Raw genomic sequence first — 16,771 nt, 5'->3', positions numbered from 1 at the left:
AGCCAGGCGCCCAACCGTGCGCCTGGCCTGTTCTGAGGAGTACGCATGGCTGTCTACAACTACGACGTGGTGGTACTGGGTTCCGGCCCAGCTGGAGAAGGTGCGGCGATGAACGCCGTGAAAGCAGGGCGCAAGGTGGCGATGGTCGATAGCCGTCGCCAGGTTGGCGGTAACTGCACCCACCTGGGTACCATCCCGTCCAAGGCCTTGCGTCACTCGGTGCGCCAGATCATGCAGTTCAACACCAACCCGATGTTCCGGGCCATTGGTGAGCCGCGCTGGTTCTCGTTCCCGGACGTGCTCAAGAGCGCTGAAAAAGTCATCGCCAAACAAGTCGCCTCGCGTACCGGCTACTACGCCCGCAATCGCGTCGATCTGTTCTTCGGCACCGGCAGCTTCGCCGATGAGCAAACCATCGAAGTGGTCTGCGCCAATGGCGTGGTCGAAACACTGGTGGCCAAGCACATCATCATCGCCACTGGCTCGCGTCCGTACCGCCCGGTCGATATCGATTTCCACCACCCGCGTATCTACGATAGCGACACCATTCTTAGCCTGGGCCACACCCCGCGCAAACTGATCATCTATGGCGCCGGCGTGATTGGCTGTGAATACGCCTCGATTTTCAGCGGCCTGGGTGTACTGGTGGAGCTGGTGGACAACCGTGACCAGTTGCTGAGCTTCCTCGACTCGGAAATTTCCCAGGCGTTGAGCTATCACTTCAGCAACAACAACATCACCGTGCGCCACAACGAGGAATACGACCGCGTTGAAGGCCTGGATAACGGTGTGATTCTGCATTTGAAGTCCGGCAAGAAGATCAAGGCCGACGCCTTGCTCTGGTGCAACGGCCGTACCGGCAACACCGACAAGCTGGGCATGGAGAACGTCGGGGTCAAGGTCAACAGCCGTGGCCAGATCGAGGTGGACGAGAACTATCGCACCTGCGTGACCAATATTTACGGTGCCGGTGACGTGATCGGCTGGCCGAGCCTGGCCAGTGCCGCCCACGACCAGGGCCGCTCGGCCGCTGGCAGTATTGTCGACAACGGCAGTTGGCGTTACGTCAACGATGTGCCGACCGGGATCTACACCATTCCCGAGATCAGCTCCATCGGCAAGAACGAGCACGAGCTGACCAAGGCCAAGGTGCCTTACGAAGTGGGCAAGGCGTTCTTCAAGAGCATGGCTCGCGCACAGATCGCCGGTGAGCCCCAGGGCATGCTGAAGATACTGTTTCACCGCGAGACTCTGGAAGTCCTTGGCGTGCATTGCTTCGGCTACCAGGCCTCGGAGATCGTGCACATCGGCCAGGCGATCATGAACCAGCCGGGTGAGCAAAATACCCTCAAGTATTTCGTCAACACCACGTTCAACTACCCGACCATGGCTGAAGCCTATCGAGTAGCGGCTTACGACGGCCTCAACCGGCTTTTTTGAGCGGCTCCGGCCGGTGGCCTGAGCCGGCCGGGGAGACCGATTTCAGTAATTCCCGAGGGTGGCAGTGGCCAAACCGGGAAAGTCTGTAATCAGGCTATCTACGCCGAAGTCGGCGAGCCTGCGCATCAGCGCCGGTTCGTTGACTGTCCACACGGACACGTGCAGCCCTTGGCGCTGGGCTTTGGCCAGGCGCTCAGGGGTGCACAACGTCCAGTTCAACGCCAGAATCTCACAGCCATAGCTTTGCGCGACCTTCAATGGGTCGAGCCAGGCGTATTCGGCGACCAGCCCGCGAGACAGGTCTGGGGTTAGGTCCAGCGCCGCTTTCAATACTTCCCGCGAGCTTGAGGTCACCGTGACCTTGTCCATCAAGCCAAAGCGCTGAGTCATTTCCCTGATCGCCAACACTGTGGTGGCGGCGCGGGTGCGTGAGGCGCTTTTGACTTCCAGTTGCCAGTGGTCGAAATCGCACTGTTCGAAGAGTTCTTCCAGGCGCGGAATCGGGCACGGATTGACCCAGCCAGGGCCGCCCTTGCGTGCGTCGATCTTCACAAGGTCAGCCGCCGAATACTCAACCACTTTGCCGCGTCGCTCGGCAGTGCGCTTGAGGGTGGGGTCGTGGATGACCATCAACTCGCCGTCCATGGACAGGTGCAAGTCCAGTTCGCAGCGTCGAACGCCGTGCTTGAGGCATTCCTGAAAGCTGGTCAGGGTGTTTTCCGGTGCTTCGCCTTTGGCACCGCGGTGGCCATAAATCAGGGTCACAATTGCTCCTTTACGCCAGGCGTCCTGGCGGGATGAATGGCACAGCGTGCCAGACGGTATTCGAATTCAGGTGTCTTGGGCTTCGCTTTGTTCCCGTGCCAGGCGTCGCTCCTGGGCCTGCTTCTGCAGGATATAGCGCGCCAGTAGCTGGCGTTGGGCGTCGGTCATGGCTTCGAATTCGGTGCCAACGTCAAAACGGTCCCCCCTGGCATCGCAATGGGTGACTTTGGCCCGCAGCAGCAGGCCCAGCGCCTGGGGCATCAGCACCAGCTTGACCGCCACATGACTGTCGGGTGCCAGCGCCGTGGGGTGCTGGAACTCGATGCCACCTTCGGAGATGACCACCGGCTGCGGTGCGCCGATCTCGCCCAGCAGGCTCTGCGCCATGACCTGGCTGAGCAGGTCCATGCGTTTGTTCTGCACTTTGAGGAACGCGGCCAGGGTGCGGTCGCGCTCGCCGATCTGGCGCAGCAGGTGCTGGGATTCGAATTCACTCAGGTGCAATTCGCTGAGCAGATTGAACAGTTGGGAATCATCCAGCAACATTTCCTTGCTCTGCGCTTGAGCGGCAGACAGGCTGCTGATTTGGAGTGCGATCATGTCGTCGATACGGTAGTATTCGCGGCGATCTTCTTCATCTAATGTCGACATGGCGAACCCAAGGTAGCGGTGATGGTCTGAGTGTAAAGCTGCTTACCTGACCCCGCCACAAGGACGTCTTCTTTTCCTTCGAACAAGCCCCGACATGTTCAGACCTCTCTTCGTATTTATTGGCACGCGTTATACCCGTGCAAAGCGTCGCAATCATTTTGTGTCGTTCATTTCCTTGACCTCGATGATCGGACTCGCCCTTGGCGTGGTCGTGATGATCGTGGTGCTTTCGGTGATGAACGGCTTCGATCATGAGATGCGCACCCGCGTACTGGGCATGGTGCCCCACGCGACCATCGAAACCGGTGAACCCATCAGTGACTGGCAAAGCCTGGCCGACAAGGTCAAGCAGAACCCGAAAGTGCTGGCGGTTGCGCCCTTTACCCAGATGCAGGGCCTGTTGACCAACGACGGCAAGGTGCAGAAAGTCCTGCTCAATGCCATCGATCCGACCCAGGAACGCAACGTTTCGATCATCGATAACTTCATGCAACAGGGCAAACTGGACGACTTGTCGCCCGGCAGCTTCGGCATTGTTATCGGCGACAGGGCCGCGGCCAAGCTCGGCGTGGGTATCGGCGACAAACTGACCTTTGTCGCCCCGGAAGTTACCGTGACCCCGGCCGGCATGTTCCCGCGCATGAAGCGTTTCACCGTGGTCGGCGTGTTTCACGTCGGTGCCGGCGAGATCGACGGCTTCCTCGGCCTGACCAACCTCACCGACCTGGCACGCCTGCACCGCTGGAAGCCTGACCAGGTCCAGGGCCTGCGCCTGAAATTCAACGACCTGTTCGACGCGCCGCGCACTTCATGGGAAATCGCCCAGCACTTGGGCGAAAGCCAGTTCTACGCCCGCGACTGGACCCGTACCCACGGCAACCTCTACCAGGCCATCCGCATGGAAAAAGCCATGATCGGCCTGCTGTTGCTGCTGATCGTCGCGGTTGCCGCCTTCAACATCATCTCCACCCTGGTGATGGTGGTGAACGACAAGAAGGGCGATATCGCCATCCTGCGCACCCTTGGCGCCACGCCGGGCCAGATCATGGCGATCTTCATGGTCCAGGGCACGGTGATTGGCGTGGTCGGTACCTTGATCGGTACGGCAGTGGGGATTTTTGCCGCATTGAACGTCAGCGCCGCCATCGCCGCCCTGGAAACACTGATCGGCCACAAGTTCCTCAACGCCGACGTCTACTTCATCGACTACTTGCCGTCCCAGGTGCAGAGCCAGGACGTGTTGATGGTTGGCGCCGCCGCGTTGGTCCTGAGTTTCCTTGCCACCCTGTATCCAGCCTGGCGCGCGGCACGTACCCAGCCAGCGCAGGCTTTACGTTATGAGTGAATCGGGCATGAGTGAAAAAGCAATCCTGAGCTGCCGCAACCTGGGCAAATCCTACGAGGAAGGCCCGGAATCCGTGGTGGTGCTGTCCAACCTGCAACTTGAACTGCATCCGGGCGAGCGCGTCGCGATCGTCGGCAGTTCAGGGTCCGGCAAAAGCACCTTGCTCAACCTGTTGGGCGGTCTTGATACACCATCCCAGGGCAGCGTCTGGCTGGCCGGTGAAGAGCTGTCTGCCTTGAACGAGAAGGCGCGCGGCCAGTTGCGCAATCGGTCGCTGGGTTTTGTGTACCAGTTCCACCACTTGCTGCCAGAGTTCACCGCCCTGGAAAACGTCTGCATGCCGCTGTTGATCGGCAAGACCGCTATTCCTGAAGCTCGTCAGCGGGCCACGGCGTTGCTGGAGCGGGTTGGCCTGGGTCATCGTCTGGAGCACAAACCGTCGGAACTGTCCGGCGGCGAGCGCCAGCGTGTGGCGATTGCCCGCGCCCTGGTCAACAACCCAGGCCTGGTGATGCTCGATGAGCCCACCGGTAACCTCGACTCCCACACCGCCCAGGGTGTCAAGGACTTGATGCTGGAACTGAGCACCCAGATGCGCACAGCGTTCCTGGTGGTGACCCATGACATGAGCATGGCCCGGCAGATGGACCGCGTGTTGCACCTGCAGGAAGGTCATCTGGTCGCCATCTGACCTGTGTCAAACCCGGGCGCCCGCGCCCGAGTTCTCTATTTTTTCAACGGTGCCCGCGAATGTTCAGACCGTTATCGATTTTCATCGGCACGCGCTATACCCGCGCCAAGCGCCGCAACCGTTTTGTTTCGTTTATCTCGATGACCTCGATGATCGGCCTCGCCCTGGGCGTGCTGGCGATGATCGTGGTGTTGTCGGTAATGAACGGCTTCCAGCGCGAAATGAGCACGCGCATCCTCGGCATGGTGCCTCATGCCACCATCGTTGGCGTCAATCCGATCAGCGATTGGCAGCCGGTGGCCGCTGCCGCGATGAAAAACCCCGAAGTGACCGCCGCCGTGCCGTTCACCGAAATGGAAGGCATGCTGTCCTATAAGGGGTCGATGCAGCCGATCCAGATCAGCGGAGTTGATCCGGCTCAGGAAGGCAAGGTCTCCATCGTTGCCCAGCATATTGTCCAGGGCCGTCTTGATGATCTGAAGCCTGGCGAGTTCGGTGTAGTGATCGGCGAGATCACTGCCCGGCGCTTTCGACTGAATGTCGGCGACAAACTGACGCTGATCGTCCCGGAAATCAGCAGCGCTCCCGGTGGCATCACCCCGCGCATGCAGCGTTTGAATGTGGTCGGTGTGTTCAAGGTAGGTGCCGAGCTGGATGGCTCCATGGCCTTGATCCACGTCGCCGATGCCGCGCAGATGCAGCATTGGGAACCGAACCAGGTGCAAAGCGTGCGCCTTGCCGTGAAAGATCTGTATGCGGCGCCCAAGGTTTCGGCGGACATCGCTGCCAGCCTCGGCGCAGACTACAAGGCGGACGACTGGACGCACACCCAGGGCAGCCTGTTCAGCGCGATGAAGATGGAAAAGACGATGATCGGCCTGCTGTTGCTGATGATCGTCGCCGTTGCCGCCTTCAACATCATCGCCACCTTGATCATGGTGGTGAACGACAAGGGCGCAGACATCGCGATCCTGCGTACCATCGGCGCCACGCCCCGGCAGATCATGGCGATCTTCATGGTCCAGGGCACGGTGATCGGTATTGTCGGTACCTTGATCGGCGGAGTACTCGGTGTAATTGCGGCGCTGAATGTCAGTGAGCTGGTGGGTTGGATGGAGCGGGTGACGGGGCAGCACATCTTCAGTTCCGATGTGTATTTCGTCAGCAACCTGCCTTCGGAGCTGCAAGGTGGCGATGTGCTGCTGATTTGCGGTGCCGGATTTGTGTTGAGTTTCCTTGCGACGATTTATCCGGCGTATCGAGCGGCGAAGATTGAGCCGGCGCATGCGCTGAGGTATTCCTGACTTGATCGTTAGGCTGTCTTGGGCAGCTCAATGACAAACCTTGTCCACCCGGTGCCTGATTCACACCGAATCTGCCCGCCATGGGCCCGCACAATTGACTGGGTAATTGCCAGTCCAAGCCCGGCATGTTCACTGCTCCCCTCATGCCGGGCCGGGTCCGCCCGGTAGAACCGATCAAACAACCTCGGCAGCAATGTCTGGGGAATGCCTTGCCCGGTATTTTCCACACTCAGTGTCACACCTTGGGTGGCCTCGTTCATCCTGACCCTGACCTCGCCACCCTGCGGGGTAAAGCGCAGCGCGTTATCCAGCAGGTTGGACAGTGCACGGCGCAGCATGCTTCGATCGCCCGCCGTGCTGGCGGTACCGTCCCGAAGCAAACTTATTTGAGTGTCCTCCGCCAGCGGCGCAAAAAACTCCAGCAACGCATCGACTTCATCGCCCAACACCAAGGGTTCGCGCTTGGGAACCAGCAACCCATGGTCCGCCTTGGCCAGGTACAACATGTCATTGACCAACTGTGCCATCCACTGCAGTTCTTCCAGGTTGCTGTGCAGCGCCTCGCGGTAGTCCTCCAGAAGCCGGGGCTGGGTGAGGATGACCTGAGTGTGGGTCAGCAGGTTCGACAGCGGCGTGCGCAGTTCATGGGCGATGTCGGCGGAGAACGCCGAGAGTCGCTGGAAGGCATCGTCCAGGCGACGGAGCATGGCGTTGAAGGCCTGGGCCAGTTCCGCCAGTTCTACGGGCATTTGTTCATGAGGCAGGCGCTGGGCCAGGGAGTGTGCGGACACGCGGCCTGCCACTTCGCTCATCTGGCGCAAGGGGCGCAACCCACTGCGGGCTGCCCAGGCGCCGAGCAGGGCGGTGGCCAGGGCCGAGAGCCCGACGGTCAGCCAAATCAGGTGCTGCATACGTTGCAGGAAGTGTTGGTGGTGGGTGATGTCGAGCATTAGGGTCAATTGTGGGGAGCCAGCGTTGCCAGGCACTAACGTTGCGTTATACACGCGGTAGTCCGTTCCAGCGTTTTGCAGGCTGTGCAGGCCGGGGGCTGCTGGCAAGTCGAGGGGAATCGCCGGCGAACTGTCGAACCAGCGCTGCCCATCGGCGGCGTTGATCCGCAGGGACAGGTCGGGTTGGTGGCTGAGTTCCTCTCGAAGTGCAGTTTCCCGTTGGGCAAATAGCTCAGGCGTGTCGGCGCCTTGCAGCCCGCTGCGCAGGGCCACCAGCTTGCCGTCGAGCAACTGCTGATCCAGTTCGATAAAGTGCGTCTCACTGGCATGGTTGAACAGCACGCCCGCCAACAGTGACACCACGGCCGTACACGCCGCAAAGAGCAGCGCCAGGCGGCTGGCCAGGGAAATTCGCTTCATCAATTGACCCGCTCCTCAAGCACATACCCCATGCCGCGCACGGTATGAATCAGCTTGTTGGGGAAACTATCGTCGACTTTCAGGCGCAGCCGGCGGATAGCTACTTCGATGATGTTGGTGTCGCTGTCGAAATTCATGTCCCAGACCTGGGAAGCAATCAGCGACTTGGGCAACACCTCGCCTTGGCGTCGCAAGAGCAGTTCCAGCAGGGAAAACTCCTTGGCCGTCAGGTCGATGCGCTGGCCATCCCGCTCTACCCGACGGCGAATCAGGTCCAGGCGCAGGTCGGCCAGTTGCAGGCTGGTTTCCTGGGGCGCGCTGCTGCCACGGCGCAACAGGCTGCGCACCCGTGCCAGTAGCTCGGAGAAGGCGAAGGGCTTGACCAGGTAATCGTCGGCACCCAACTCCAGGCCGCGGACCCGGTCGTCCACGGCGTCTCGTGCGGTGAGGAACAGCACTGGGATGTCGAGCCCGGCGCTGCGCACTGCCTGGAGGATTTGCCAGCCATCACGGCCCGGCAACATCACATCGAGGATCAACAGGTCGTAGTCGCCGGTCAGTGCCAGGTGCTGGCCGGTGGTGCCGTCGGCCACCAACTCGGTGTTGAACCCAGCTTCGGCGAGGCCCTGGCGCAGGTAGTGACCGGTTTTCGGTTGGTCTTCGACGATCAGTAGTTTCATGGGTGGCTCATGGCAACGGGTAACAGCAGGCTTTATACCGTGAGCGCCACGGAGCAGGCGCAACCTGACAAAGTTGTAATCTAACAGTCAGCTGGCTGGCAGCGGCGCATCCGTAGAGTTTTCCATAGGCTAATTCCAAACTTTCTGGAGAATGAACATGTTTTTACGTAAATCCTGGCTGTTAGCGGGCTGCTTGCTGGTGTTGAGTGCTCCAGTCCTGGCATCCGGGGCTCACACCTATGCTTTCGGCGCGGCTGCGCCTGCCACCAAGGCCACGCGTACGGTGGAGGTGGTGCTACAGGACAATTCCTTTTCGCCCAAGTCCCTCGATGTAAAGGCCGGTGAGACCGTGCGCTTCGTACTGGTCAATAAAGGCCAGTTGCTTCATGAATTCAATCTCGGCGACGCGGCCATGCACGCCAGTCATCAGAAGGAGATGCTGGAGATGCAGGCCAGCGGTATGTTGACGGCGACGGGCGTGAAGATGGGCAATATGGACCACAGCACCATGGGCCATGGCAACATGGGCGGCATGAAACACGACGACCCCAATAGCGTGCTGGTGGAACCAGGCAAAACCGCGGAGCTGACCTGGATTTTCAGCAAGGCTGGTGCCTTGGAGTTTGCCTGTAACATCCCCGGGCACTATCAGGCGGGCATGGTGGGCAAGCTCACCGTCAGCCAGTAAGCACCTGGCGTTCAAAGGCGGGAGCAAAGGCTGGTAGACTGGCGGGGTTTATTTAGCCAGGTTTCCGCCATGCATCCCGCAGCCGAACATTCGCCGCTGGGCAAGTCCAGTGAATACATTTCTACCTATACCCCTTCATTGCTGTTCCCAATTCCCCGTGCCGCCAAGTGGGCCGAGCTCGGCCTGAGCGCCGACACGCTACCTTACAAGGGTGTGGATTTCTGGAACTGCTTTGAGTTGTCCTGGCTGTTGCCGTCCGGCAAGCCGGTGGTGGCTATCGGTGAATTCAGCATCCCGGCCGATTCGCCGAACATCATCGAGTCGAAATCGTTCAAGCTCTACCTCAACTCGCTGAATCAGACGGCGTTTGTCGATACGCAAAGCCTTGAGGCTACCTTGCGTACGGACTTGGGCACCGCCGCCGGAAAACCGGTTGGCGTGCGAATCCGAAGCCTTGGCGATGTGGAAGCCGAAGGCGTGGGCAGTCTGCCAGGCGTGTGCATTGATGATCTGGATATCAGCGTCAGCAACTACGAGCATCCGCGTCCGGAACTGTTGCGTTGTGATGAGTCGCGCATTGTGGAGGAGAGCGTTCACAGTCATCTGCTCAAATCCAACTGCCCGGTGACCAGCCAGCCTGATTGGGGCAGCGTGGCGGTGGAGTATCGCGGCGCGGCGTTGGATCACGCCAGCCTGCTGGAATACCTGGTGAGCTTTCGCCAGCATTCGGACTTTCATGAACAGTGTGTGGAACGGATCTTCCTGGATTTGCAGCGCTTGCTGAAACCGGAGAAATTGACGGTGTATGCACGGTATGTACGTCGGGGTGGGTTGGATATCAATCCGTACCGCAGTACCGAGGCGGTGGAGTTCCAGAACTTGCGTCTGGCCCGCCAGTAACACTGGAAAGCCCCGCTTGATCGCGGGGCTTTTTGTGTCAGATCCCGATATTGCCCAGGGTCAACACGATGTTGCGCAAGGTCCCTGCAATGGCTGGGTGTTCCAGTTCAAAACGTTCTACCGCGAGGTTCACGCCGTCGGCGAGGCTGGGATTCTGGGTGGTATTTTCGAGGTTCAGTTCCAGCTCAATCTGAGCCATCAACTCTTGCAGATTTTCACGCTCGGCTTCCGACAGCGGCGGATTCTGCTCCAATTGCTCGCGCAGGGTATTGAGCTGTTCTTGCAGTTCGCGGGCAGGCATGGCGTTCTTCCTTTTATCGATAGGCATTGGCATAGACCGCGGCACGCCGATAAAGGTCTATGGTCTGGCCTGTAGATTAATCCACTCCCGCGTGCAGTGCATGATCTTGATCAATCTGCCGCTCAGGGTTTCTCGCCCTTGAGCAGCCGCAGGCTGATATCCGCGAGGCAAGTACCCAACTCGCCCAAGTGATCGATTACCGAGTGCACCCCCAGTCCGTAAAGCGCCATCGTTGCCTTGGCGCGTTTGTGCTCGCGCTCCTGCTCGCTCAGCGCCTGCCATTGTGCAGGGGAGAGCCCGCACAGGGAGCCACACGACGCCAGGCCTATGGTCCAGAGCCCGGCGTTGAGCCCCGACTGCAGCAGGCGTGGTTCGCCGCTGACCAGAACGCAACCTTCCAGGCGTTCGATGTTCAAGTCCATCAAGGCTTGCCAGCAGGCGTGGGGTGCGGGCCAGCGGGTGGTAGCGGGCGTCGCTCCTTTAATCCAGCGAGGCAGCACGCCGGCCAGGGGCGTGGCGACGGCTACCGGTAGTTCATCCAGCCAGGCGCAGGGGATGCCTTGTTCTTCTAGGGATTGCAGGATCTTCAAGGCGCCGGGGGTGGCGTGGGTTTCGGTGCCGGGAGCGATGTCGGCGCGGGCCAGGGAACCAAAGTCCACCAGGCAGCCACTCAGGCCAAACAGTACGGCGGTCAAGGACGGGGCGCTGGCGACAACAATCTCGGCGTGGGGCATATCGACGTCCCTGAAATAGCAGTGACGCTATCGGACGTGGGTGACAGGCAGGTTACATCAATTCCAATTGTAGGGATTTTGTACATTTTATGAATGACATTTCCCTAAGGCTGCCTAATCTAACACTTCCGTCATATACTGACGCCTAATTCAGGGCATAGCGCCCGTGACAGATCATTCAAGGAGTTCAAGCTATGCGCTGGAGCCATTGTCTAGCTCAGCTATCCGTGTGTGCCAGTGTCCTGCTGGTTCCTTTTGCCGCCCAGGCCGCGGAAGACGATCCATGGGAAAGCGTCAACCGCCCGATCTTCACCTTCAACGACACCATTGATACTTATGCCCTCAAGCCTTTGGCTCAAGGCTATCAGTGGATCACCCCGCAGTTTGTTGAAGACGGTGTCCACAACTTCTTCCGCAATATCGGCGACGTCGGCAACCTTGCCAACAATGTGCTGCAACTCAAACCCCACGCCGCTGGCGTCGATACCGCCCGTTTGCTGGTGAACACCACGTTCGGCGTGCTGGGCGTCATCGATGTAGGCACTAAAATGGGGTTGCAGCGCAATGACGAAGACTTCGGTCAGACCCTCGGCTACTGGGGCGTCGGCAGCGGTCCGTATGTAATGCTGCCGCTACTGGGCCCAAGCACCCTGCGTGACGCGCCGTCCAAGTATGTGGACAGCTTCACCGAACCGTACCGCTACATGAATGACATTGGGTGGCGCAACAGCACCATGGGGCTCGACATCGTCGACACCCGTGCCAGCCTGCTGTCTGCTGAAAAGCTTATCAACGGCGACAAATACACTTTCATCCGCAATGCCTACCTGCAGAACCGCGAGTTCAAGGTAAAAGATGGCAAGGTTGTGGACGATTTTTAAGGTTTAAGCCTTAAATGAAAAAGGCGGCCTTCGGGTCGCCTTTTTTGTATGTGCTGATTTCAGTCCATCTTCAGGATCGACAGGCCGAGCTTCTGTTGGCCATCATCCAGTTTCTGTACCCACACCACTTCGGTGTCAGCCTCCAGGCCTTTGAGTGCGGCATGCTCGGAGTCGATGCGTACGCTTACCTTGTCCCCGATCTTGAATAGCTGTGGCGCCTGCACCTGCATTCCCGAGCTGGAAAGGTCCACGCACGTGGCGGCAATGACTTGCCCTGCATGGATAAGAGATACCTCAGCATCCACCCGCATGCGAATGAAATCACGCTTCTCAGCGTAGTCACGCTCGTTTCCGCTCATAGGTTTCATCCTTCCATTGCATTGTGGTTTTGTCTGTTCTTATAACTCCCGGTGATTTGCGATGTAAAGACGTCTGGCGACCATCGGCATGAGCTTGAAACCCCTGGCGGATGGGAGTACCGTCTGCGCCTTAGAAGGGCACCTCTGCTTTACCTTTGTGCGTGGGTTAAAAACTCATGTTTTTGTAGGACAGAGAGGCTAGAAAGCGAATCCAGTAGTGTGAGCCAGGCCAAAGCCTGTCTGCCTACGCCAACCTAATTCTGGCGCCGTTTGCCCACATGCAGAAAACCAGTGCCACGCTGCTGATAATCGATGACGACGAAGTAGTGCGTGCGAGCCTCGCGGCCTATTTGGAAGACAGTGGCTTCAGCGTCCTGCAGGCCAGCAATGGCCTCCAGGGTCTTCAGGTGTTCGGGCGCGACAAGCCCGACCTTGTGATCTGCGACCTGCGCATGCCTCAGGTGGGCGGTCTCGAACTGATCCGCCAAGTCACCGACCTTTCCCCGCAGACGCCGGTCATTGTCGTGTCGGGTGCTGGCGTGATGAACGATGCTGTTGAGGCCTTGCGCCTGGGCGCCGCCGATTACCTGATCAAACCCCTGGAAGACCTGGCGGTGCTGGAGCACTCGGTGCGCCGTGCCCTTGATCGTTCGCGCCTGCTGCTGGAAAACCAGCGCTACCGCGAAAAGCTGGAAACCGCCAACCGAGAACTCGAAGCCAGCCTGAACCTGCTCCAGGAAGACCAGAACGCCGGTCGCCAGGTGCAGATGAACATGCTGCCGGTCAGCCCGTGGACCATCGACGAGTTCCAGTTTGCCCACCAGATCATCCCGTCGCTGTATCTGTCGGGTGATTTTGTCGACTACTTCCGCGTTGATGAGCGGCGTGTCGCGTTCTACCTGGCTGATGTTTCTGGCCATGGTGCATCTTCTGCGTTCGTGACCGTGTTGTTGAAATTCATGACCACACGGCTGTTGTTCGAATCCAAGCGCAACGGTACCTTGCCAGAGTTCACTCCTTCGCAAGTGCTGGGCCACATCAACCGAGGCCTGATCAGCTGCAAGCTGGGCAAGCACGTGACGATGGTGGGCGGCGTGATTGATGAAGAAACGGGTCTTCTGACCTACAGCATTGGCGGTCACCTGCCATTGCCGGTTTTGTATACTCCGGACAGTGTTCGTTATCTGGAAGGGCGTGGTTTGCCAGTGGGCTTGTTCAATGAAGCCACCTACGAAGACCACGTATTGGAACTGCCGCCGACCTTCAGCTTGACGCTGATGTCCGATGGCATTCTGGACCTTTTGCCAGAGCCTACACTCAAAGAGAAAGAAGCCGCCTTGCCTCAACGGGTCAGGTCGGCGGGCGGCAGCCTGGATGGCCTGCGGCAGGTTTTTGGATTGGCCACGCTGGGGGAGATGCCGGATGATATCGCCCTACTGGTGTTGAGCAGGAATCTTTGATGAGTACCGGAAGAATCCAGTTCGCCGAGCAAGACGGGACCTTTGTCCTGAAATTTGTCGGTGAAGTGCGTCTGACCTTGTGTTCGGCGCTGGATGCGACGATTGAGCGGATTTTCACTGCCCTGAACTTCTCGGCGATCGTGATCGATCTGACCGAAACCCGCAGCATCGATAGCACCACCCTTGGGCTGTTGGCCAAGTTGTCCATTCTGTCTCGGCAGAAGGTCGGACTGCTGCCGACCGTCGTCACCACCCACGAAGACATCACCCGGCTCTTGCAGTCCATGGGCTTCGATCAAGTGTTCAACATTGTTGATCGCCCGATCCCGTGCACGGAATGCCTCACCGACCTGCCGTCCCAGGATCAATCCGAGGAAGTGGTACGGATCAAGGTGCTGGAAGCTCACAAGATCCTGATGGGCTTGAACGACTCCAATCGCGAGGCGTTCCACGACCTGGTGAATGCGCTGGAGCGGCATTGATCTTATAGAATTGCAGCCACGAAAAAGGGCGGGCCCGCGAGGGTGCCGCCCTTTTTGCCGTCGGTTTTACAGCTTTGCGGTCAACAGCACTTCGAGTTTTTCCTGGTCACGAGCAAACTGACGGATGCCCTCGGCCAGCTTCTCGGTGGCCATCGCATCTTCGTTGGATTCCCAACGGAACTGCGCTTCGGTCATATGCACACGAGCTTCACCGGCATGGCCCGGCGCCAGTTTGCGCTCCAGTTTGCCATTGTCGGCTGCCAGCTTCTCCAGCAGGTCGGGGCTGATGGTCAGGCGATCACAACCGGCCAACTCCTCGATCTGGCTCAGGTTGCGAAAGCTCGCACCCATCACCACGGTCTTGTAACCATTTGCCTTGTAGTAGTTGTAGATGCGCGTTACTGACTGCACTCCCGGATCATCGGTACCGGTGTAGTCGTTGCCATTAGCCTTTTTGTACCAGTCGTAAATACGGCCCACGAATGGCGAAATCAGGAATACGCCCGCTTCAGCACAAGCCACGGCTTGGGCGAAGGAGAACAGCAGAGTCAGGTTGGTCTGGATGCCTTCTTTTTCCAGCTGTTCGGCGGCGCGGATGCCTTCCCAAGTGGACGCGATCTTGATCAGCACGCGGTCACGGCCAATGCCGGCCTTTTCGTACAGGTCAATCAAGCGATGTGCGCGCTTGAGCACCGCATCGGTATCGAACGACAGGCGCGCATCCACCTCGGTGGAAATACGGCCGGGTACTACTTTCAGAATCTCTTGGCCGACGGCTACTGCAAAACGGTCGCTGGCCAGGCCGACGTCGCCATTGCAGTCAGCAACGCACTCGTCCAGCAACTTGGCATAACCCGCAATGGACGCCGCCTTAAGCAGCAGCGAAGGGTTGGTGGTGGCATCCACCGGCTTGACGCGAGCGATAGCTTCGAAGTCGCCGGTATCGGCAACCACAGTGGTCATTTGCTTGAGTTGTTCCAGCTTGGAAGTCATGGGCGTGCTCTGTCCTATGGGTCTGATGACATTACCCGAGCGCCGACAGCCGCTCAAGGGCGCGAATGCGTTCAACGGCCCACAGCGGCAACAACCTGAAAACGGTTGTTTGAATGGCGGGCCTTGCTGGTAAATAGGAGGGCAAAAGGCGGGACAGGTTCAACCCAACGACGATTAGCTTAAAGGAGTGATTAGCCAGGGATGGCCATGACTCCCCACACAATATCGGCCAACCCAGCCCTTGTGGCGAGGGAGCTTACTCCCGCTGGGGTGCGAAGCGCCCCCAATTGAGCGACTGCGCTCCGTCAGGCTTCCGGGCTGTTCAGTTACCGCCCCTCCAGCAGCTCCGCCGCCTGATCCAACAAGGCCAGCGGATCGCTGGCCTTGTGAATATCCACCGACAACAACTGCCGAAACTTCCGCGCCCCCGGGAAGCCCGTGCCCAACCCCAGCACGTGACGGGTAATGTGATGCATCGAGCCCCCTATCGCCAGATGCTCTGCTATATAAGGCCGCAACTGCGCCAACGCCTCGGCCCGACTGATCACCGGCGCTGTAGCCCCAAACAGCCGCTGATCCACTTCGGCCAGCACATATGGGTTGTGATAGGCCTCGCGGCCCAGCATCACCCCGTCAAACGTCTGCAAATGCTCCTCACACTCTTCCAGCGTCTTGATCCCACCGTTGAGGATAATCTCAAGCTCAGCAAAATCGCGTTTCAATTGCGCCGCCACGTCATAACGCAACGGTGGGATGTCCCGATTCTCCTTGGGCGACAACCCCTCCAGAATCGCAATCCGCGCATGCACGGTAAAACTGGTGCAGCCCGCGTCCTTCACTTGCCCGACAAAATCACACAGCTCAGGATAACTGTCCCGGCCATTGATCCCGATCCGATGCTTCACAGTCACCGGGATCGATACCGCATCACGCATCGCTTTCACGCAATCTGCTACCAGAGCCGGGTGAGCCATGAGGCAGGCGCCGATCATGTTGTTTTGTACGCGGTCGCTGGGGCAGCCGACGTTGAGGTTGACCTCATCGTAACCAGCGGCCTGGGCCATGCGAGCGCAGGCCGCTAGGTCCGCCGGGACGCTACCGCCCAGCTGCAAGGCGAGCGGGTGTTCGGCATCGTTATGGCGCAGGAAACGCTCGTGGTCGCCGTGGAGGATGGCGCCGGTAGTGACCATCTCGGTGTAGAGGAGGGCGTGTTTGGAGAGTAGGCGTAGGAAGAAGCGGCAGTGGTGGTCGGTCCAATCCATCATTGGGGCGACGGAGAAGCGACGGGAGAGTGAAGCAGTTTGTAGGGACATTGGGGGATCTGAATCAGAAAGGCGAAGGATCGCAGTTTATCAGGGATGAGGTGGTGGTGTTGGGAGGCGGCTATTGTTCTGGTCCGGTGCATTCTCGGTCCGCTGTTCCGCCAGCGTCATCACCTGGAGCGCGGGCGGCGCTGCGCGGGCTCATGTATAGGGGCGAGCCTCTCGGTACGAGAGTGCTGAAAGGCCGCTAACTTGTAGCTGTATTACAAGTCAATTCGGGTCCGAAGCGTGCGGTTTGTAGGCGGAGTGGCTCGATGCAAAAAAAGATTGAGGAGGGTGGTTGACCGCAGGATTTAATCCTGTATTATTCGCCTCCCGCTAACGAGAGATCGGAAGCGCAAGTGGTTGAAGTTGCAGAGGAAACTTTGAAAACTTCTTAAAATAACCGCTTGACAGCAACAGAGG

At 59.0% G+C, this 16,771-nt stretch carries 18 protein-coding genes; 9 read left to right on the top strand and 9 right to left on the bottom strand.

Annotation, left to right across the window (positions count from 1 at the left end):
* Positions 1–45: 45 nt before the first annotated feature.
* On the top strand, positions 46–1,440 hold the full coding sequence (sthA, locus tag ACZRKZ_RS22175) for a Si-specific NAD(P)(+) transhydrogenase (protein WP_463969969.1): 1,395 nt from the start codon (positions 46–48) through the stop codon (positions 1,438–1,440).
* A 42-nt stretch (positions 1,441–1,482) separates the two neighbouring features.
* On the opposite strand, the gene ACZRKZ_RS22170 is transcribed toward sthA, so the two are convergent.
* Positions 1,483–2,205 (bottom strand): glycerophosphodiester phosphodiesterase, encoded by a 723-nt coding sequence (locus ACZRKZ_RS22170; protein ID WP_463982749.1) that lies wholly within the window; start codon positions 2,203–2,205, stop codon positions 1,483–1,485.
* A 66-nt stretch (positions 2,206–2,271) separates the two neighbouring features.
* Positions 2,272–2,856, bottom strand: a complete 585-nt coding sequence (locus ACZRKZ_RS22165) for a PilZ domain-containing protein (RefSeq protein WP_463969970.1) — start codon at positions 2,854–2,856, stop codon at positions 2,272–2,274.
* A 94-nt stretch (positions 2,857–2,950) separates the two neighbouring features.
* Here ACZRKZ_RS22165 and ACZRKZ_RS22160 point away from each other — a divergent pair, with 94 nt between their 5' ends.
* From ACZRKZ_RS22160 to ACZRKZ_RS22150, 3 genes are read left to right on the top strand one after another with little or no spacing between them, the layout of a single operon-like run.
* The gene (locus ACZRKZ_RS22160) at positions 2,951–4,201 is read left to right on the top strand and encodes a lipoprotein-releasing ABC transporter permease subunit (protein ID WP_463982748.1); all 1,251 of its coding nucleotides are present in this window, start codon (positions 2,951–2,953) and stop codon (positions 4,199–4,201) included.
* A gap of 7 nt (positions 4,202–4,208) precedes the next feature.
* A complete protein-coding gene (gene lolD, locus ACZRKZ_RS22155) occupies positions 4,209–4,892 on the top strand; it encodes a lipoprotein-releasing ABC transporter ATP-binding protein LolD (RefSeq protein ID WP_463982747.1) in 684 nt (227 codons plus the stop codon).
* Positions 4,893–4,951: 59 nt separating this feature from the next.
* Positions 4,952–6,196, top strand: a complete 1,245-nt coding sequence (locus ACZRKZ_RS22150) for a lipoprotein-releasing ABC transporter permease subunit (protein WP_350614572.1) — start codon at positions 4,952–4,954, stop codon at positions 6,194–6,196.
* 8 nt (positions 6,197–6,204) lie between these two features.
* On the opposite strand, the gene ACZRKZ_RS22145 is transcribed toward ACZRKZ_RS22150, so the two are convergent.
* The gene (locus ACZRKZ_RS22145) at positions 6,205–7,566 is read right to left on the bottom strand and encodes a heavy metal sensor histidine kinase (RefSeq protein WP_463982746.1); all 1,362 of its coding nucleotides are present in this window, start codon (positions 7,564–7,566) and stop codon (positions 6,205–6,207) included.
* Complete coding sequence (locus tag ACZRKZ_RS22140; RefSeq protein WP_463982745.1) at positions 7,566–8,246, bottom strand: heavy metal response regulator transcription factor; 681 nt, start codon at positions 8,244–8,246, stop codon at positions 7,566–7,568. Before ACZRKZ_RS22140 ends, ACZRKZ_RS22145 begins: the two co-directional genes overlap by 1 nt.
* Before the next feature lie 157 nt (positions 8,247–8,403).
* Between ACZRKZ_RS22140 and copI the strand changes: the two genes are divergently transcribed.
* Both copI and queF read left to right on the top strand, forming a co-directional pair.
* Positions 8,404–8,934 (top strand): copper-resistant cuproprotein CopI, encoded by a 531-nt coding sequence (gene copI / locus ACZRKZ_RS22135; protein ID WP_463982744.1) that lies wholly within the window; start codon positions 8,404–8,406, stop codon positions 8,932–8,934.
* A gap of 69 nt (positions 8,935–9,003) precedes the next feature.
* Positions 9,004–9,834: an NADPH-dependent 7-cyano-7-deazaguanine reductase QueF gene (gene queF, locus ACZRKZ_RS22130; RefSeq protein ID WP_463969976.1), complete on the top strand. Its 831-nt coding sequence runs from the start codon at positions 9,004–9,006 to the stop codon at positions 9,832–9,834.
* A 37-nt stretch (positions 9,835–9,871) separates the two neighbouring features.
* Here queF and ACZRKZ_RS22125 read toward each other — a convergent pair whose 3' ends face one another.
* Together ACZRKZ_RS22125 and ACZRKZ_RS22120 are read right to left on the bottom strand one after the other, a co-directional pair.
* Positions 9,872–10,135, bottom strand: a complete 264-nt coding sequence (locus tag ACZRKZ_RS22125; RefSeq protein WP_133101578.1) for a DUF4404 family protein — start codon at positions 10,133–10,135, stop codon at positions 9,872–9,874.
* Between the two features lie 122 nt (positions 10,136–10,257).
* Complete coding sequence (locus ACZRKZ_RS22120) at positions 10,258–10,869, bottom strand: HAD family phosphatase (RefSeq protein WP_463969977.1); 612 nt, start codon at positions 10,867–10,869, stop codon at positions 10,258–10,260.
* 194 nt (positions 10,870–11,063) lie between these two features.
* Between ACZRKZ_RS22120 and ACZRKZ_RS22115 the strand changes: the two genes are divergently transcribed.
* Positions 11,064–11,750: an MlaA family lipoprotein gene (locus ACZRKZ_RS22115; RefSeq protein WP_463969978.1), complete on the top strand. Its 687-nt coding sequence runs from the start codon at positions 11,064–11,066 to the stop codon at positions 11,748–11,750.
* A 59-nt stretch (positions 11,751–11,809) separates the two neighbouring features.
* Here ACZRKZ_RS22115 and ACZRKZ_RS22110 read toward each other — a convergent pair whose 3' ends face one another.
* Positions 11,810–12,109, bottom strand: a complete 300-nt coding sequence (locus tag ACZRKZ_RS22110) for a PilZ domain-containing protein (RefSeq protein ID WP_133101575.1) — start codon at positions 12,107–12,109, stop codon at positions 11,810–11,812.
* Between the two features lie 278 nt (positions 12,110–12,387).
* On the opposite strand from ACZRKZ_RS22110, the gene rssB reads away from it, so the two are divergent.
* Positions 12,388–13,569 (top strand): two-component system response regulator RssB, encoded by a 1,182-nt coding sequence (rssB, locus tag ACZRKZ_RS22105; protein ID WP_149412914.1) that lies wholly within the window; start codon positions 12,388–12,390, stop codon positions 13,567–13,569.
* On the top strand, positions 13,569–14,051 hold the full coding sequence (gene rssC, locus ACZRKZ_RS22100) for an anti-sigma factor antagonist RssC (protein ID WP_133101573.1): 483 nt from the start codon (positions 13,569–13,571) through the stop codon (positions 14,049–14,051). Before rssB ends, rssC begins: the two co-directional genes overlap by 1 nt.
* Positions 14,052–14,117: 66 nt before the next feature.
* Here rssC and tal read toward each other — a convergent pair whose 3' ends face one another.
* Together tal and dusA are read right to left on the bottom strand one after the other, a co-directional pair.
* Positions 14,118–15,044, bottom strand: coding sequence for a transaldolase (gene tal / locus ACZRKZ_RS22095; protein WP_133101572.1), 927 nt, complete (start codon positions 15,042–15,044; stop codon positions 14,118–14,120).
* A gap of 326 nt (positions 15,045–15,370) precedes the next feature.
* The gene (gene dusA / locus ACZRKZ_RS22090; RefSeq protein WP_463982743.1) at positions 15,371–16,357 is read right to left on the bottom strand and encodes a tRNA dihydrouridine(20/20a) synthase DusA; all 987 of its coding nucleotides are present in this window, start codon (positions 16,355–16,357) and stop codon (positions 15,371–15,373) included.
* Between the last annotated feature and the right edge of the window lie 414 nt (positions 16,358–16,771).

The organism is Pseudomonas sp. c313 (assembly GCF_055407145.1).
Note: the sequence above shows the minus strand (reverse complement) of the source record. Positions and strands in the feature narration are given on the sequence as shown.